The following is a 19,445-nucleotide window of genomic DNA, read 5'->3' as shown; positions in this document are numbered from 1 at the left end:
TACGAGCGTTTACGAAAAATCGAAACAGGATCGCACCCACGTACTTCGTACTTCGTAATTCGTACTTATTACGAGCGTTTACGAAAAATCGAAACAGGATCGCACCCACGTACTTCGTACTTCGTAATTCGTACTTATTACGAGCGTTTACGAAAAATCGAAACAGGATCGCACCCACGTACTTCGTACTTCGTAATTCGTACTTATTACGAGCGTTTACGAAAAATCGAAACAGGATCGCACCCACGTACTTCGTACTTCGTAATTCGTACTTATTACGAGCGTTTACGAAAAATCGAAACAGGACTGCACCCGCGTACTTCGTACTTCGTAATTCGTACTTAGTATGAGCGTTTACGAATAAACTGAGCAAGCCTGCACCCACGTACTTCGTACTTCGTAATTCGTACTTAAGATGATTCAAATCTCAAATTTCAAATTTCAAATCTCAAATCTCACATATGAAAGCAGCAGTAATTCACGGTCCGGGCAAAGTATCGTACGATACTGTGGATGATCCCAAAATCGAGCAGCCCAGGGATATCATTCTCAAAGTGACTTCTACAGCAATATGCGGTTCGGATCTGCATATATATTCAGGTGGCATACCGCAGCCACGGCCAATGGTTCTTGGCCACGAGTTTATGGGCATTGTTGAAGAAGTTGGCAGCGCCATAACGAACCTGCAAAAGGGCGACAGGGTAATTGTGCCATTTCCAATAGCTTGCGGAACATGTTATTTTTGTAGCCATGGCCTTCCGGGACATTGTGAACACAGTAATCCTGAACATTACGGGCCAGAGGGCGGTTTGCTTGATCAGAAAGGCGGGGCCCTGTTTGGTTATACAGATCTGTATGGTGGGTATAATGGCGGACAGGCACAGTATGTACGCGTGCCTTATGCGGATTTTGGTCCCCGTAAAGCACCGGAGCAACTGAGTGATGAGCAGGTATTGTTTCTTACCGATATATTCCCGACAGGTTATACGGGCGTGGATTTTGGTGAAGTAACCGGGGGCGAAACGGTTGCTATTTTCGGTTCCGGTCCCGTGGGTATAATGGCTGCAAAAAGTGCCTGGCTGAGAGGCGCAGGAAAAGTGATTGTTGTTGATACCCTTCAATACAGGCTGGATAAGGCAAAGGATACTGCAGGATGTGAAACGATATTGTGGGAGAACGAGAAAGACGTAATTCAGCAAATCCGGGATATGACAGTTGGAAGAGGTGCTGATGTTTGTATTGACGCAGTAGGCTTTGAACCGGACAGAAATATGCTGGAGAAAGCGAAGGCATTGATCAATCTGGAGAAAGGGTCCCCAAAGATTATAGAAGCCTGCATGAGCACAGTAAGAAGGGGAGGTATAGTAGTTGTGCTAGGCGTGTATCCAACCACCTATGATAATTTTCCCATCGGACAATTTTTCGATAAAGGCATTTCGCTTAAGGGCGGCCAGGCGCCGGTACATCGCTATATTGATGAACTTATTGCACTGGTAAACGACGGCAAAATAAAATTGGATGATATTATTACACACCGTCTGCCATTATCAGAAGTTTCTCACGGATACGAAATATTTAAAAAGAAGGAAGACAATTGTGTAAAGGTTGTGATGAACCCGTGGGCATAAAACCGGCTAACCCATTTCAATATAGCAGCGCAGCAGCATTATTTTTTCAATAGCTGCGTTGCTTTTTTTTGATTCAGGACAGCTACCGGCTCAAATTTTTTTCCTTCAAGTTTATTGTAATTGATGAAGAATTCTTGTAGTTCATCAATAAATTGTTTTGGAAGATCCTCCACTGAACCAATATTCTTATAAACCAAAGTGGCTTCGGGCACAGCTATAAAGCGATCGTTCTCTATCATTTTTTTTCCATCCTGTTGTTTTGCCCTTATGGCTCCGATAATTCTGCATCGCATAATACATCCGGAAAAGCTTTTAAATTCAGACAATACAATAACATCTATAGGATCACCGTCATCAGCTTTCGTTTTTGGAATAAATCCAAAATCATAAGGAAAGACCATTCCTGCCGGAAGCACCTTCCTCAGGCAATAGCCCTTTAGTTTTTCATCAAAATCATATTTCTGCGCAGAACCTTTAGGCGTTTCTATTACCACTGTAATCGGCTTCATAAGTTTATTTTATGAACTGTAATTAAAAAATAGTGCCACAATATTATGAGTTGATCTGTCCGCCATTAAAACGTTGCGGATACCAGAGATTAACTTCCGCAGCCGGTGCAAAATGCATGCAGTTTAGCTCTGAGTTAGCCAGATACAGGTTTTTAAAGCGCCAGTAAATATCAACACTGCTCACGTCCATCTTTTGCAACGGCCAGGGTTTATGTGCAACAGGAAAAGCAAGCGTGTTGTTTTTTACAGACTGAAAAGCAACATATCTCTCGGTAAGCCATAGATCCTTAGCCGTCTTTATCAGCGGGCTCCCTGCTTTATACCTGGTGTTAATGTAGTTCAGATCATTGTAATGATAGAACGTGTCATCGCATTCGGTTTTTTGGAGACGGCTGAACCTGCCTTTTTTATATGGAAGTCCCAGTAACCTGTTTACAAGCACAGCCATTGCAGAGCTGGCTTTTATATCAAGAAAGCAAATGCCCGGCACTCTTTTGCATACTACATATGTTCGCAGATTAATCTCATAAAAGTCAGGAAGTATATGTATCGAAGGCATTTTTTTCAGATGATTGTTCATAGAAGAGAACAATACAATCGATAACCAGCATGTATCTTCAAAAAGATCGGGTTCCGTATTTACAGGAATATACTTCTCTATGATGGCGGGTTCCACCTTCCAGTGAAAAAAAACAACGTTTTGCCAGCGTTGGTGAAGCAACCAGGGTATGCTTCGCCTGATTGTTATCTGATCAGCATTTCTAACGGGTAGTGTGATATTGAACATGAATAACCGCCTATTTGATTTATAACAACAAACTGTATGCTTCTTCTGGCTGAAGAGCCCACAGAAATTTTTTTACGGAGGTTGGCATTGCCGCGTTTTCGCTGTCGCATAAAAAAGCCTAAACAGGAAAATGCACATCTCTTTAAAAGTCAAACTTCTATGTTTAAGAGTCTTGGCCGGCTTATATTTTAACCGCTGTGGCCATTATTACTATTGCTTCGGAGAAGCGCCAGCAGCCGCATCAAAACGTTGCGCTGGCAGGCTTTTTGAGATAGGTACACTTAACCTCAAAAGTCGGTGACACTGAACCCTCGTGTGGATGGCTCTCAACAACTTTTAACCTGTTTTAACTAACTGTTCGGGCCATATTTACTGGCATTCTTTTTTGGACACTGATTGACGGGCTCTTTAAACTCGATTGCTAACAATTAAACCTTATTATTTATGGCAAGAAATTATTCTGGTCGTGGCTATGGAAATGGACGCGATACAAGAGAGCAGTATAATGAAAACAGCTCTTACAGCGGCCGCCGGAATTCCGGTCGTTATGAGGATGAAGAAGATTTTGACGAAGATTATGGCAGACAAAGAAACAGAGGTTATGCTGATGAGGACTTCGACGACTTTGATGATGATTATAATGACAGAAGGCAGATGGGTAATTTCCGCGAAGATGAATATGATGCAGAGGAAGATGATTATGATGAAGATTTTGATGAGGATGATAACGAAGGCAATTACGGTGATCAGCGCCGGGGTGGTGCGTACAGGGATGAAAGAATGTATGGCGGCTCTGGCATGGATTCAAGCCGCAACAGGGGCAGGGCTGCAGAAAGGTCTTATGGATTAAATACGGACCGCGAGACCGGGCGGGGCTATAACCGTTCTTACGACAGAGGTGGTTATAGTTCGGGAAATTCGGGAAGATATGGATCGGGTGAAGGATGGGGCAACAGGGAGGCTTACAACGAAAGATCAGGATATCGCGGTGACTACGGAGAAAGAGACAACTATCGCGATCGCGGCGGTTATAATCGTTCTAATGAAGACCGTGGTTCCGAAAGAGGTCGATCCGGCCGGCAGGGATTTGCCTCTATGGATAGGGATGAGGTGAGACGCATTGCTTCAAAAGGAGGCTCAGCTTACCACAGCAAACGTGGACGCATGGGCTCTGATGAAAACCAGGGTTATGATAACCGTTCACATCGCGAATCCCAGTCCGATAGAGGCCGTGGGTCTGGTATGCAACGGAGAGGAGAAAATCAAAACAACTCGAATCAAAAGCAAACACGCTCAGGAAGATCCGGTTACGGAGGACGACGTGCTTCCCGCTAACAATCAAACACGGCAACATAAGAAAACAGCAAGGCTTGTTTTCTTATGTTGTTGACTATTTAATCAAACCGATAAAGCTTTCTATATGAAACAGGTATCTTCAGGAACTAAACAACAACCACAGTCTGCGGCCTCGTCTGTTAAAGAACAATCCTCAAACAACGAAAGAAAACCAAATGGCACAGGCCGTATTGATGACGCTTCTAATGAATCTGGAGGAACGGCTGCAGATATGCAGCAAAATGGCAAACAAAAAGCAGGAATACAGGAAAAATCACATTTTGAAAAAATGATTGTGGACATGCTTCAGGATATATACTGGGCGGAGCAACATCTTGTAGAAAACTTACCGAAGCTGCAGGAAGCGGCGACTACAGAAGAGTTAAAAGATGCGTTTGATGATCATGTGCAACAAACCAAAAGGCATGTAAGAAGACTTCAGAAGGTTTTTGGCTTTATAGGCATGGAACCAAAGGGTAAGAAGTGTGAAGCTATGGCAGGGCTGGTCAAAGAAGCACAAGTTATTATTGATGAAACCGAAGAAGGCAGCATGACAAGAGATGCGGCGCTGATTATTGCCGCGCAAAAAGTAGAACACTATGAGATTGCTACCTATGGCGGACTGGTTCAACTGGCGCTCACAGCCGGAATGGATGAGGCTGCGGATCTCTTAGATAAAACACTTTTAGAAGAAGAAGACACAGATCAGCTTTTAACAGAGATAGCGGAGAGTTATATTAACCTGGAAGCAGAGCGTGAGGATTTTTCCTGGGAAAAAGAAAAAGAAAACTCTATGTAAAAACCTGATAAATGGTTACATACCAGCATATCACCAAAGGAGCGCAGTACCTTGCAGGAGTATCAGCGTTCCTTTTTATATATGCAATGCAGGTATCAGGTATCAGGTATCAGGTTTCAGGTTTGAGGTGTGAGGTATCAGGTTTGAAGGTGTGAGGCATAAGGCGTAAGGCGGAGGCTCCTGAAGCAAACAACCTAACCTTCTTGGTATCTTACTATCTTACTGTCTTAGGTAAAAGGTGTGAGGCATAAAGTGTAAGGCGGAGGCACCCGGAGCAAACAATCTAACCTTCTTACTATCTTACTATCTTACTATCTTACGGTCTTACGGTCTTACGGTCTTACTGTCTTACTGTCTTACTGTCTATATTAGTTCTCGTCTTTTTTTGCTTTACTATAAAGCCCATATTCCCGCAGCTTATTATAGAGTGTTTTTCTGTCAATGTTCAGGAGTAATGCAGCTTTAGATTTGTTATAGTTTACAAAGCCGAGTGTTTCAAGTATGATATCTTTTTGAGTTTTTGCAACAAAACTTTTCAGATCACGTCCGGAATTATCAGAGCTGGCCGCGTTTTTCTGCGGTACAAGTTTAATAACTTCTGCTTCAGGCGCAATTGCTGCTGTCGCAAATGTTGTTAATTCAAAAGGAAGCAGCTCTTTATGCACATGCATGTCATTGGATAGCAATCCGCTTCTTCTTATCACATTCTTAAGCTCTCTTAAATTACCGGGCCATGGATAAGAGATGAATATTCTTTTTACTTCTTCATCAAACCCCTGGATGTTTTTATTCAGTTCCTGGTTAACCTCTGCCAGGAAGTAGTCAGCCAATGATAAAATGTCTTCTTTTCTTTCTCTTAAAGGAGGAAGGTTTATTTTAAATTCATTCAACCGGTGATAAAGATCTTCCCTGAATTTTCCCGTTTGATAAGCAGACTGCAGGTTTTCATTAGATGCAACAATAATGCGTACATCAACATCCAACTGCACCCCCGAACCTATTCTGCGGCATTTTCTTTCTTGTATAACTCTTAGCAAAGAAGCCTGAACATCCGGTGGCAGGTTGCCGATCTCATCCAGGAATAATGTACCCTTGTTAGCCATTTCAAAATGTCCTTCTTTATCGTTTACTGCGCCGGTAAAAGAACCTTTGATGTGACCAAATAATTCACTCCCCGCCAGTTCTCCGGATAGTGTGCCACAGTCCAACGGGATAAAGGGATGATCTTTCCTGGTGCTTTTTCTATGGATCTCGCGCGCAACCATTTCTTTACCGGTGCCGCTTTCGCCGTAGATAATCACTGTATAATCAGTTGGAGCTATTAGTGCTATTTCATCATAGATATCTTTCATTACCTGCGAGCTGCAGGCCCAAAAACCCGTGCGGTCTGTACTGAGAGGTCTTTCGTCGCTTAGTATATCATAAGTGAAACCTTCAGCATTCCTTTGAGGCTCTCTTAAAACTTTAAGGATCTCATCAAATTGGAAAGGCTTCAGAATGAAATCATAGGCACCTTTTTTAATGGCAGTTACAGCCACATTTACCTGGGCATAAGCTGTGATAATGATAATTTTCGAAGCCGTCTGTAAGGGTCTTAACATCTCCATTACATCAAGGCCCGATTTTCCGCCCAGGCGATAGTCACAGAAAATGTAATCAAACTGCTCTCTCTTACATTGTTCAATTCCGGCTTTCGCGGAATAGACAACAGACACTTCGTAATTATGCTGAGAAAGAAAAGCGTTCAGTATATTTCCTACGTTTACATCATCGTCTATGACCAGTATCTTTTTCGTTTGATTTTCAGCCATATCGTTTTGTTTAAAAGAGCCAACAACAAGCGCCCCGGCTTGCAGAATAGTAAAGGCACCTTTATTCCTTCAAAACTGTGCCAGTAGTCTCAAATCCGGATAGGAGATCCTTGTACGGATTTCATTTATTATAAAAAATAATCACTTCAATACTTCATTTTTAGCGTATTACAACCTATTGATATAAAAATAAAAACACGTTAGAAAAATATTGTTTGTATTACGGTAGCTGTAGCTCTTTTTCATGTGAAAGGAAGGGTGATGAAGAGTGTGGATTTTGTTGCTGTTTTGTTGCAATATTTGGTATAACTGGGTAGTGAATAGTGAATGGTCAATGGTGAAGGTGCGGGCAGGCTAAGTAAATGTATTGTCGTTTAAGTGCTATTATTATTATGGATAAAAGCTCTTATTTGCTCTTATATGCTTTCAATACAACTAGTGAATAGTGAATGGTCAATGGTGAAGGATACAAACTGGCTGAGTAAATGTATGCAGCTCTAGCCATGATGGGCCTCCGGTGTAACTTCTTGTACGCCCTTATATACCTTATACGGTTCAAAAAACGTCGCTTCGGTCGGCTTTAGGCTAATGTCATTTAGTTAAGAATACCTATAGCTCCAGCGGAGCTTCCTGTTTGTAGAAAATCAGGATTTTAAATGTCATCGGACTCCAGCGGAGTCTCCTGTAATGCCTTGCCGGTAGCTTCTAACGGAGCTTAATCAATCCATTTTTTTCTTTCTACAAACAGGATGGTCCTACGGAGCAATACCTCCAATGCTTCCTTAACTAAATGACATAAAGCTTTGGGCTTTGGGCTTTAAGCTTTATCAGTTGTTTGCCAGGAAACGTTGGCGCGGCCGACACTTTACTTCTATACAACGAGTGAATAGTGAATGGTCAATGGTGAAGATTCGAGCTGGTTAAGTAAATACATTGTCGTTTAAGTGTTACTATTATCCTGGGTAAAAGCTCTTATTTGCTCTTATATTTCTTCTATACAACTAGTGAATAGTGAATGGTCAATAGTGAAGGTCCGAGCTGGTTAAGTAAATATATTGTCGTTTAAGTGTTATTATTATCTTGAGTAAAAGCTCTTATTTGCTCTTATATGCCTTATATGGTTTAAAAAACTTCGCTTCGGTCAGCTTTAGGCTTTAGGCTTTGGGCTTTAAGCTTTATCAGTTGTTTACAAAGAAACGTTGGCGCCCGACACCTTACTTATATGGTTTAAAAAACTTCGCATCGGTCAGCTTGGGCTTTAAGCTTTGGGCTCTGGGCTTTATTATCGCCCAAACTTGAAATGATGCTATAATGTATATTTTTCAACCAGCCCACGCAAATGTTTTATAGAATAGGGTTTTTCCATAAAATCGTCTGCGCCTGCAGATCGTGAAGTTTTGTCAATTGAAGGGCTTGCAGACATTATGATCACCGGAATGTTTTTCGTGGGTTCATGTCGCTTTAAGTACTTACATATTTCCAGGCCATCAACCCCTGGCAGTTGTTTGTCAATGATAAAAATATCCGGTACATCAAACAAACCGGAAAGTATATCATTTCCGTCCCGGTAAATAGTGACATCGTAGTCGGTCTTTTTAAATATCAGACTTGCTGCATCTTGTATTGCAGGATCATCCTCAATAATTATGATCTTTTTCATCCTTCCGACGAATTTACAGTAATATTAAAACTAAACACAGCGCTTTTCATTCCTTCGCTCCTCTAGACAGTATTTATTAACATGTTGAGATGCATTGTAGATTTTTCTTAGCTGAATACCCCGGCGTTTATTCTATTTTGTCTGCTATTTTTATGCTTTCCGATTTGTGGATTTATGTTCTATCGTTATTATCCGGGCTTCATTATAAACGCATATTTAGAAATCTACCAAATTAATGCCAGATACATCGCTGTTACTCTGCCTGTTGCTGCTACAGGTTAGAGAATAAAGGCCACGGATACATCTGATTTGAAGGAAATTCTTTTTCTCAAAAAAAATTTGCAGAACCCATAAAAAATTGTCAAATTTACAATTAAAAAAATGCTTGCTTGATCTGTAATATAAAACAGTTTGATAATTCACTACGATCGTTTGCCGTATTGATCTCATTGCTTGAGATGTTTCCAGTCAGTACCATGCGCTTGTTTGTGTATTACAAACAATGATTGAATCAACTAAACTGCGAATAGCCACGTTACAAAAAAGTATTGTATGCTTAAGCATTCTCTAATTTGCTTTATATGCGGTATCTTCCTGCTTTCAACAGCGTCTTCACTGACCGCTTACGCTGTGCCTGACCATGTTTACCTGTTTTCCTACACAACAAATAAGGACAACAATCATTCGGGATTGCATTTTGCCTGGAGCAGCGACAGCATAAATTGGATATCCATCGGCAATGAATACAGTTTTTTGAGAAGCGATTATGGAAGATGGGGTAGTGAAAAAAGAATGATCAGTCCTTACCTTGTAATGGAACCCAACGGAGCCTGGCATTGTGTATGGCAGCTGAATGAAAGAGAAAAACTCTTTGCAATCGCATCAACAAATGATCTTATCAATTGGGGAAGTCAGCATTACGAACTGGTGAACAGGGGAAAGAATTGTACGAACCCGGTTTTATTCCGGGATGGCAGCAGCCAACAATACAATGTGGTTTACCATGATAGCACTGGTGCTTATTTTCGCGTAACAACCAATGATCTTCATTCCTTCAGCAAAGCAGAGAACGTTAGCCCAAATCAATATCCGCCGCGAAATAGATCAGTACAATTAAATGGAGCTGTGTATAACGGACAAATACACACGGTAAACTGGCCGGTAGTTGAAAAGCTTCTGAAAAAAGTGGAGGATGACAAGGCTAAGGAAAAGCTATATGCTGAAACAACAGCGCTTGACAGCATTCGTTTCAGCAACCTTCAACCTGTTAAGCTGGATATTAGTATCGATCCAAAACAATCGAAGCAGATCAGCGATCTGTTAATCGGTATCTTTTTCGAAGATATCAATTACGCAGCTGATGGTGGGTTATATGGTGAGTTAATTCAGAACCGCGATTTTGAGTATGATCCGGGTGACAGGGAATACAGGGATAAAAACTGGAACAGTAAGCATTCATGGACAATCGCGGGCAATGAAACAACCTTTGAAATAGATTCAGCTTCGCCGGTACATGAGAACAATCCACATTATGCAGTCCTGACAACAAGTGCACCGGGTGCTATATTAGCCAATAGTGGCTACGATAGTATTTCATTTAAAAAAGGAGAGAAGTACAATCTTTCTTTATTCACAAAACAATTGGGCAGCTCGATATCCAAAATTGAAGCAAGGCTGGTTGACAAAAAGGGTAGTGTGCTTGCCACATCGCAACTTAGTATAGACGCAAAAAACTGGCAACAACAATCGGCTGCGCTGGTAGCAAATGCTGATGTAAATAATGGTCGCCTTGAAATAAAACCGCTTTCTGCAGGCAGGATCGCAATTGACATGGTTTCATTATTTCCCGAAAAGACTTTCAAAAACAGGAAGAATGGCATGAGGGAAGATCTTGCGCAAACGATAGCTGACATACATCCACGTTTTATTCGTTTTCCCGGTGGTTGCCTGGCGCACGGTGACGGCCTTAACAATATATACAGATGGAAGAACTCCATCGGTCCGTTAGAAGCACGCAAGCCGCAACGCAATATCTGGGGTTATCACCAGAGTGCAGGATTGGGCTACTTTGAATACTTCCGGTTTTGTGAGGACATAAATGCAGAACCGTTACCGGTAGTTGCAGCAGGTGTTCCTTGTCAAAATTCTGTTTGCAGTCCAACAGGTGGAGGACAGCAAGGTGGCATTCCTTTAAATGAAATGGATGCATATATCCAGGAAATCCTTGATCTTATCGAATGGGCCAATGGAGATGCCAATTCCAAATGGGGCAGGTTGAGGGCGGAAGCCGGGCATCCCAAACCTTTTAATTTAAAATACATCGGCATCGGTAACGAAGATCTTATTTCCGATGTTTTTGAAGAGCGGTTTACGATGATTTATAACGCCGTGAAGAAGCAGCATCCGGAAATCACTGTAATCGGAACTGTGGGACCATCCTCAGAAGGAGCAGATTATGTTGAGGGCTGGAAGCTTGCGAATAAACTGAAAGTGCCTATGGTTGATGAACATTATTACCGCAGTCCGGGATGGTTCATTTATAACCAGGATTTTTACGATAAATACGATCGTTCTGCATCAAAAGTATATCTTGGAGAATATGCCGCACATGCACCGGGAGCGACCAGTAATCTTGAAACAGCTTTGGCTGAAGCCCTGTACCTTACGGCCGTTGAGCGAAACGGAGATGTTGTTAAAATGACTTCCTATGCGCCACTATTGGCAAGGAAGGGACACACACAATGGAATCCTGACCTGATCTATTTTGACAATTTAACCATAAGGCCAACTATAGGTTATTATGTGCAAAAGTTGTATGGTAACAATTCAGGCAATGAATATATAACAGCTGCGTCAACGGTTTCCAACAAAGAAGACGCAGTAAAAAAACGGATCGGCTATTCTGTTGTCCGCGATACAAAATCAGGCGACCTGATTGTGAAGATTATAAATCTTTTGCCTGTGGCGGTACATACAAAAGCCAATGTAAGGCAAGCTGGGTTCAATGGCGGTAAGGCAATCCAGACTGTGTTAACAGGAAGGCCCATGGAGAAAGATGTTGCACCGGTTTCGAAAGAGATAAAGATTGAAAGTGAGTTGGAGATGGAGATAGCGCCGTATTCATTTAATGTGATTCGATTGTTGAAATAATGAATTGGTAAGTCAATGCCCTTTAGTTAGAAGTTATCAATACCAAACGCCCAAAAGTTATCTATCAGATTAATATTCGGAAGACCTTTCCTGGTGTGCCGATGGTAAGATTTGGATATAAGCATGCGCTCTGTGAAACTCTGTGCCTGCTTTTGTGTACCTTAGTGTAACTTTTTTTGGTTGCACAGAGAAACAGCCGGAGAAGGGGCAGAGATACACAGAGCTTAGCCAGGCTACTGATTTTTTTGTCCTGACCACGTTCTGTACACAAAATCCTTCATTCCCCGGTTGCTGATCAGCGAGTAGACTACGTTCATTCTCCGATCGCCAATTTCATCAATTATCCTTACCCGTTTTTCGTAATTCGATTCAGGCACAAGCTTTTGAACAATTATCACCAGGAAGTTCAGGCTGAACATTAACAATGAAAAAATGATAAGGACGGCGGCCATAATCCAGTCGCTGAGCACAATCTTAAAAAATACATTAACACGTACAATAAGCCCATCTTTGAATTCGATCAGGGCCCGGTCTTTTGCAGTTTGCATTAAAAGTGCTTTTTGCTGCATTAAGGAATCGTATGTAGATTTATCCTTCATCAAAATTGATGTTCTTGAACGGGCAATCGCTGTTTTTCCGCCGGTAACACCTCCTGTACCTTTTATGCCACTGCCTTTATCATCCATTTCATTGATTGCGAGTTGCTCTGCTTCCTTTACCGCGGCTTTCATTGCCAAAAGATATTCAAGTTTTAATTGCATTTGCTGAACTGAATCAAATATTTGCCCTCGTTCAGCAGCCACCTGTTTTGCATATTTTTCCCTGTTTTTTTGAAGCATATAATCTATATCTTCTGCAAAAACTATCTGCTCAATAACCAAGGAACCCATCAGGGCAATACAACCGCCCAGGAAAAAACTCAATAGTGCTGTTTTTGAATTATTTTTCGACATAAGAATGATCCGTTCTATCAAAGAGATTAGAATTGTGCAGCAAATACTTGTAATTATAGCCGCAGAAATTGAGGTTGCGAGCACTTGTCTTGCAAGCAAAAAACTGCTCACCGTCCAGATGATAACCGGAACAAGAAGGGCATTGCCCAGTATCTTGACTTTCTGCTGGCTTTTTGGTGTATCCTTTGCAATCATCAAATAATTATCTCCGGTCAAAAAGCAATAAAATCGTAGCATAGAATTTTGTATTGGTTAAAACCGAAATGTCTTTTAAATCACACTGTTTCAGTTAATGTATTGCATACTTGTTTTTGTCAAGGCGCTTACACATGTACTCAAGCGCTTTTTGATATAGCTGAAATTCCGGGGTCATAAGATTAGCTTTATTTACGGTCAAAATTATAACCGGCATATCGCTATCTTTTTTACGATGAAACAAATAAATGTTCCAATACCATCGTTTTTTATAGATCTCCTGGTGGTTTAGGTCTTATAGTAATAAACTATGCTCTCGAACGTCCGATAGCGGCATTGGGCTGATCTCCTTATATAATTTTGATTTTCTTCGTGTTACTGCATTTAATGCGGTAGTTATAGAACTTGTGACAAAGTATCAATTACGCAAAAGAGCATTTGATGTTTGTGTTAAGTTGTTGAAAAAGCCCATTTAAGGATAGTTTTATGGGCTGTAGAATTTGTGTGGGACGACGGGTATAATTACTTTGCAAGTTGCTTACGTCAAACGCTCAGATCTTTAACAGATGGGCAGATGTTGTGGTGAGAACAAAAATATGATAGCGTTTGGGATGGCAGCAAACTTAATTCGTGAGATAAGCAGCCGGTGAATCGCCAAAGTACTTCGTGAAGATCCTGATAAAAAAACTGGTGTTGGAGTAGCCTATCTTTTTTGCGACTTCTTTAACTGACAGACCTTCGATTAAATAGTTTTTAGCTTTCAGCAGCTTCAGTGATTGAAAATATTCACCGTAGCTCTGTTGTGTCAGGTTTTTAAAAATGCTGCAAAATCTTGTCTTTCCCATAATGCATTTTCTTGCTGCATAATGCAGGTTGGGTACCGGCTCGTCAATATGCTCCTCAATCTCCTGGATAAGCGCTTGAATTCTGCTTCGTTCATCGGCATAGCTAAGCTCTTTTCTTAGATCATTTACGATCAGCTCCTGAAAAAACAAGGCCAGCAATTGGTATGCGCATCCTTCCAGGTAGTTTGGGAAAGCATTGGTAACCGGGTTATGTGCAAGCATATCCTCCACCACATGGTACATATCAAGGTCGAGGCTTGCTGTGAATTGCATCAATGCATTATTTACCAACTGCCCCAGTTTGCCGGTATTTGTAACAGACATTTCCTTCGCCAGATACTGATGCGTCCAGGACTTATTAAATATAAGGGATACAAGTCGAATAGACCGGTTAGCGGCAATGTGCATATAGGTTTCAGTAGAATGCGATTCAAAAAAAATACTGTCAGCCCGGTTCCCGCTTATGTCCACATGAATATCCGACTCGTTTGAAACTATGATCGGCGCATCGCTTACATTGAAGATTATTTTGTAGCTCACATTTCCGGGAACGGGTATCCGGTGAATTTTTACCGGTTTGATAAAGATGCATTCCATTACTATGACGGACATATTATTGCTGAATTCATAAAGCCTGTAAATGCCTTTGCCCAATGAGTCGGGCAATATCAGTGTATTGTTTTTCAATACAACTTCCTCACCCGATACTTTGCTGATCTCGTCAGCCAGATCTTCCAGCCATTTATTATGCAAACTGTAATAATGCTTTATTTCCATTTTACCGGTTTTGTTTTACAGATGATGACCTCGGGGTGTGCGCTTTCATTGTTCGCCGCGCAATTGATATGCCTTGGGATTAACATTAAAATAGAGCCTGAATGCTTTTGAAAAGTGGCCAAGGTTAATATAACCCACGGCTTTTCCTACTTCTGATACAGGCCTGCCGGTTATTAACAATGCTGCGGCATGCTGCATTTTGGCCGAAGTAAAAAAATCAAAATAATTTTTCTTGTAAACATGTTTAAATAAAGAAGCAAATGTTGACTGATTCATGAAACTTTCTCTCGCAGCTTGTTCAAGTGATGGAATTTGATTATCCAGACGGTTTTCTATGCGCTCTTTAATAGCCATGATCCTGTTAACGTGATCGAAATTGATTCTCTCGATTTTTTCATCTTTCGATAAGTGTTTGTTCAACACCATTGCGAGTATTTTGATTGCATATCCTTCATAATACAATTTTGCAGTATACTTCGGTTTTTTCCCAAACAGCATGTTGCGTACTATATGCAATAGCTCCAGATCCATGTTTAAAGAGAAGTTATCAGGTAGATTTGCTGAATAGAATGCTGAGTACAACACTCCGGCCCGGCTTTCTGTTAGATCATACCGCTTCATGGCCCATTCATTGGAAAAAATAATTGATACCATTTGTACGCGTGCCATATTTGAATAATTGATTTCGGCAGGCTCCCGGGATGAGCTGTATTTAATCGAGTCTTTCCACTGATCCTGTTTGGTTTTTTGGGCGGATTTGTTTCCGTTGAATGTGATGTAGTTATTGGATAGGTTAAAGTGCACCACCCGGAAATCATTTATCGTCAAAGGATTCCGGTGAAATATAACCGGCTCGCGGAACAGGCAGTCAACCAGGCAAATACTTAGCCCGGGTTCCAGAACAATAAATTCAAAACGTCCTTCACCCAGTGAGTCCGGAAAGATGAGACTGTTGTTTGTTATAGCAACTTTTTTTCCACAAGCTTCACTCAAACCAGAAGCAATTGTTTCCAAAAAAATAAGGCTGGGTGTTAGTGAATAGTTGATAAGCATGTATCCCTGTATTTTGGCGGTTGATGTCGGTTATACAGGAGTAGCAGATTAAAACGGGTATTGTATCCTTTGCTTTTATTGTACTCCAATCAATTTGTCAATTCCGGTTCCGGCCAATAATTTTTCTATCTGATAAATTACTGAGAAGTTATGTTCCTGTCAAGTTTTGGCACGCATAACTTTCAATAAACGCGTTAGTTGGTACAAGGCGTTATCATCAATTAACTGATCGCAGGTGATTTTGCACGACGCCAGAAACGGACAATGTAATCGGCGAAAACTATAAGCACTTGACGCTGAAAGGGTTTTGCAATCGGCCATGTTTTGTATGGTAAATAATTTGCGGATAGCGCCTGGAAAATGCTTTATATCCGGATATTTTTCCGGCATTGCCAACTCGTTTAAGCCCGTTCCTGATTGGAACTTTGCTGAAGAAAATTAACCCATGCATTGACTGATGAAATCGTCACCACTGGTTCCCTTGCCGCGAAAAAAAATATCACGGGCAGTTGGCGTCTGTACGAATGACGAACGCGGAAGGTGAATGAGCACAGTTTACAATAGTGGGCGTTTTTATACGGGTCTCTTCGCTGATATTTTATAAAAAGTTAGATTCATAGATGTTTTGTAGTAAGTGCCTCGTTCATTCCTGGATGAGGTTTTTTTTGGATGGCTCAATACGGCAGGTCGTGATAAGATAATGATTTATGCAGTGTTTAGTGAAAGCTCTTTGGTAATAAAATAATATTGAAGTTTTCCTTAAACTTCCCGGATCGGCCGCCTCTTTTATAAACATCATTAATAGGTTACCCTCGATTGAAAGGGGGCTGATTGTTTATGAAGAACGTACAAAGGTCAGGTTGAATTCTGTCGGAAATTTGAAGTTGATTTTGGAGTTGCTTTCGAACTTTTTTACTGTTTTTTTTATCAGGATATCCATATTTTTGCTGCTAGTTTTTTAAGGGTTTAGGGTTGAAATGCCTCGCTAGTCTTAGTGAGGCTTTTTTTTACTTTAATGTAGGCGGACCTTGTATAATTTATAATTTGATATGTGAAAAATAAGGTGCCGGATGCCTGTGCATCACATCAGATCCAGGATTTTGTAACATATCCTGGATAAAAACCTCAACAAGCACAATCACCTCGTATCTTTATTACAACAACAGGTCGGGCAGTCGGACTTTGTGCTGTTTAATGTGAAGGCTCGTTGAGTCGGTTCCATCCTCCAAAACATTGAATCAACCAAAATGAGCGGCCCGTTGTTCACCAGCAGGTTGTTATAAATAAAAACACTTGATCGTAAAACCATTACTTACAGCTATATCAGTCTGGGCTGCCCTGGTGTTCTGCTCGCCCGTAGCAGCACAGCAGAAAAAGCCCGCAGACAGTACCAAAGTGCAGGAACTGGAAGGCATTGTAGTTTCGGCTACGCGCTATAATGAGAAAATTTTACAGGCACCGGTAAGTATTGAAAAACTAACCGGGGCCGATATCCGCAATACGGCTCAGCTTTCTTTTTTCGACGCTATTGAAAATCTGAAGAGTGTGCAGATGATCACGCCGAGTCTTGGTTTTAAAGTGATCAATACCCGGGGCTTCACCAATACTACCAACGTCCGCTTCGTGCAGATGGTCGATGGAAATGATATTCAGGCGCCTCATATCGGTGCACCAATGGCAAATGCACTGGGGCCGGGTGATCTGGACATTACCAGCGTTGAACTTGTGCCAGGCTCTGCCTCTGCACTGTATGGGATGAATGCGATCAATGGCACCGCCAACTTTATTACAAAAGATCCTTTTCAAAGCCAGGGCTTGAGTTTTTCCCAGAAAACGGGTGTTAATCACGTTGGAGACCGGGAGCATGCCGCTACGATTTATACAGAATCATCTCTACGGTGGGTTAAGGCATTTCACGATAAGTTTGCCTTTAAGATCAATTTTACCTACACCAATGGTACAGACTGGTACGCAGACAACCGGACGGACCTGAACCCGAATGCCAACATATCCACCGGATTAACGGGCGCAGATAATCCTGGTGCAGACCGGGTGAACATTTATGCTGATGAATCCGGCAATCGCAGAACGTTAATGCTCGGAGGCAAACAGTACGTGGTAAGCCGCACCGGTTACGCAGAGAAAGACATGGCCAGTTATAACCTGCAGAACTTTCGCGGCGATGTAACATTGGCATACAAATTCAACAAAAACCTCACCCTGTCTTACACCTTCAGGGCTGCAAATACCAATACAATTTATCAACGGACCAATCGGTTTCGCCTGGATGATTATCTCACAACCCAACACAGCCTGTTGGTTAAAACACGAAGTCTGCAAGTCAGAGCGTATGTGAATACAGAAAACACGGGCAATTCATACAACATCCGTTCGATGGCGGAAAACATAGACCGTTCATTTAAATCAGACAATAACTGGTTTTCTGATTTTACCAAACAGTTTAATAATGCTGTGAACGGCGGTCAGACTGTAGCCGGCGCCATGCATTCCGTGCGTGCCATTGCTGACAGTGGCCGGCCCGTAGCAAATTCACAGGCAACAAGTGCACTCATTGCAAAACTGCGCGATATCAATAACTGGGATATAGGTGCCGCACTTCGCGTAAAGGCAAACATGTATCACGCTGAAATGCAACATAGCCTCACCGATGATATCCTCACCGGTGTTAAAAAAGACTGGAAGCTCACGATCTTGTACGGCCTGGATTACAGGCGTTATGTGGTTGTGCCTGACGGTAATTATTTTATTAATCCGGTAAAGGATGGCAAAGATCTGATCTATTGGAAATTCGGCGGGTTTATTGAAGCGACCAAATTACTGCTGAATGATAAGCTGAAAATTAACGCCGTTCTCAGGATTGATAAGAATCAATATTATTCAGCCAAATTGAATCCACGCATCGCTTTCGTTTACTCACCCGTACCACAGCACAATTTTCGCCTGGCCTTTCAGCAGGGATATCGTTTTCCCAGTTTGTTTGAAGCTTTTTCCAATATCAATAGCGGAGGTGTAAAACGTGTGGGTGGATTGCCGGTTATGTCTCATGGCATTTTTGAAAACAGTTATCTGAGAGCTTCCATAGATGCATTTCAGGCGGCGAATACCAAAGACGTAAACAATAACGGTCTTACCACTGCGCAGGCCATGGAAAAGAACCAGGGCCTGCTAAAAAAGAATACATATACCTATCTGCAGCCGGAAGAAATAAAAGGCATTGAAGGCGGCTATCGTACATCGCTACTGGATGACAGGCTCGCTATTGATGTAGATTTTTATTACAACGTTTACAAAAACTTAATGGCCCAGGTAGAAGCAAATATTCCGCGGAACAGTTCTCCGGATAGTCTTCTTTATTCATTGAACAATCGTCAATCCCAGGACCGTTACCGTTTGTGGACCAATTCCAAAACAGTCAGCCACAATTACGGCAGCACACTTGGCATTACGTGGAAGCTTCCAAAAAAATATCGCGCAGGCGGTAACGTTACTATGTCTAAACTTGCGCGGAAATCGCAGAACGATGGCCTGGAAGATGGATTTAATACACCAGCCTGGATGTACAACGTGAATTTTGGAAACGCCGCCATCACAAAACATTTTGGCTTCCAGGTAAACTATAGGTGGCAAAGCAGCTACTTATGGCAATCATCCCTCGCCACCGGAACAGTGAGCGCATATGGCACTGTAGATGCGCAAGTGCAATACCACAACCTGAAGGATAATTTTAGTGTGAAACTTGGTGCAACCAATCTGTTTAATCACTATTATTATTCCTTTATAGGAGGGCCGTCTATTGGTGGGTTTTATTATACCACTATAACTATTGCTTTGTAATGGATAAGTAAAGACACGTTATCGGCATAAGAGACATCTGAAAATTTTCGCTGAGCGCCAGCGCACACCATCTGTATCAGAAATGAAC

Annotated in this window: 12 protein-coding genes; 5 read left to right on the top strand and 7 right to left on the bottom strand. The window is 41.7% G+C overall.

Translation table 11 applies throughout. From position 1 onward, the window contains the following. Positions 1-461: 461 nt before the first annotated feature. A complete protein-coding gene (locus tag QTN47_RS19985; protein WP_369331188.1) occupies positions 462-1,628 on the top strand; it encodes a zinc-dependent alcohol dehydrogenase in 1,167 nt (388 codons plus the stop codon). A 38-nt stretch (positions 1,629-1,666) separates the two neighbouring features. On the opposite strand, the gene QTN47_RS19980 is transcribed toward QTN47_RS19985, so the two are convergent. Both QTN47_RS19980 and QTN47_RS19975 read right to left on the bottom strand, forming a co-directional pair. Further along, entirely contained in the window at positions 1,667-2,137 is a 471-nt protein-coding gene (locus QTN47_RS19980; protein ID WP_369331187.1) for an inorganic diphosphatase, read from the bottom strand. Between the two features lie 43 nt (positions 2,138-2,180). Then, the gene (locus tag QTN47_RS19975; protein ID WP_369331186.1) at positions 2,181-2,924 is read right to left on the bottom strand and encodes a DUF2071 domain-containing protein; all 744 of its coding nucleotides are present in this window, start codon (positions 2,922-2,924) and stop codon (positions 2,181-2,183) included. 444 nt (positions 2,925-3,368) lie between these two features. Here QTN47_RS19975 and QTN47_RS19970 point away from each other — a divergent pair, with 444 nt between their 5' ends. Further along, on the top strand, positions 3,369-4,259 hold the full coding sequence (locus QTN47_RS19970; protein ID WP_369331185.1) for a KGG domain-containing protein: 891 nt from the start codon (positions 3,369-3,371) through the stop codon (positions 4,257-4,259). An 85-nt stretch (positions 4,260-4,344) separates the two neighbouring features. Next, positions 4,345-5,058 (top strand): YciE/YciF ferroxidase family protein, encoded by a 714-nt coding sequence (locus QTN47_RS19965; RefSeq protein ID WP_369331184.1) that lies wholly within the window; start codon positions 4,345-4,347, stop codon positions 5,056-5,058. Positions 5,059-5,426: 368 nt separating this feature from the next. On the opposite strand, the gene QTN47_RS19960 is transcribed toward QTN47_RS19965, so the two are convergent. Next, complete coding sequence (locus QTN47_RS19960; RefSeq protein ID WP_369331183.1) at positions 5,427-6,869, bottom strand: sigma-54-dependent transcriptional regulator; 1,443 nt, start codon at positions 6,867-6,869, stop codon at positions 5,427-5,429. 1,306 nt (positions 6,870-8,175) lie between these two features. Next, on the bottom strand, positions 8,176-8,529 hold the full coding sequence (locus QTN47_RS19955; protein ID WP_369331182.1) for a response regulator: 354 nt from the start codon (positions 8,527-8,529) through the stop codon (positions 8,176-8,178). 552 nt (positions 8,530-9,081) lie between these two features. Here QTN47_RS19955 and QTN47_RS19950 point away from each other — a divergent pair. Further along, positions 9,082-11,679: an alpha-L-arabinofuranosidase family protein gene (locus QTN47_RS19950; RefSeq protein WP_369331181.1), complete on the top strand. Its 2,598-nt coding sequence runs from the start codon at positions 9,082-9,084 to the stop codon at positions 11,677-11,679. Positions 11,680-11,912: 233 nt separating this feature from the next. Here QTN47_RS19950 and QTN47_RS19945 read toward each other — a convergent pair whose 3' ends face one another. The 3 genes from QTN47_RS19945 to QTN47_RS19935 form a co-directional block, all read right to left on the bottom strand. Next, positions 11,913-12,869: a DUF4407 domain-containing protein gene (locus QTN47_RS19945; protein WP_369331180.1), complete on the bottom strand. Its 957-nt coding sequence runs from the start codon at positions 12,867-12,869 to the stop codon at positions 11,913-11,915. Positions 12,870-13,450: 581 nt separating this feature from the next. Next, the gene (locus tag QTN47_RS19940; RefSeq protein ID WP_369331179.1) at positions 13,451-14,449 is read right to left on the bottom strand and encodes a helix-turn-helix domain-containing protein; all 999 of its coding nucleotides are present in this window, start codon (positions 14,447-14,449) and stop codon (positions 13,451-13,453) included. A gap of 45 nt (positions 14,450-14,494) precedes the next feature. Then, positions 14,495-15,502: a helix-turn-helix transcriptional regulator gene (locus tag QTN47_RS19935; protein WP_369331178.1), complete on the bottom strand. Its 1,008-nt coding sequence runs from the start codon at positions 15,500-15,502 to the stop codon at positions 14,495-14,497. A 1,293-nt stretch (positions 15,503-16,795) separates the two neighbouring features. Between QTN47_RS19935 and QTN47_RS19930 the strand changes: the two genes are divergently transcribed. Beyond that, a complete protein-coding gene (locus QTN47_RS19930) occupies positions 16,796-19,357 on the top strand; it encodes a TonB-dependent receptor (RefSeq protein WP_369331177.1) in 2,562 nt (853 codons plus the stop codon). Positions 19,358-19,445: the final 88 nt, after the last annotated feature.

Source organism: Danxiaibacter flavus (assembly GCF_041060425.1).
Taxonomy (GTDB): domain Bacteria; phylum Bacteroidota; class Bacteroidia; order Chitinophagales; family Chitinophagaceae; genus Danxiaibacter; species Danxiaibacter flavus.
Note: the sequence above shows the minus strand (reverse complement) of the source record. Positions and strands in the feature narration are given on the sequence as shown.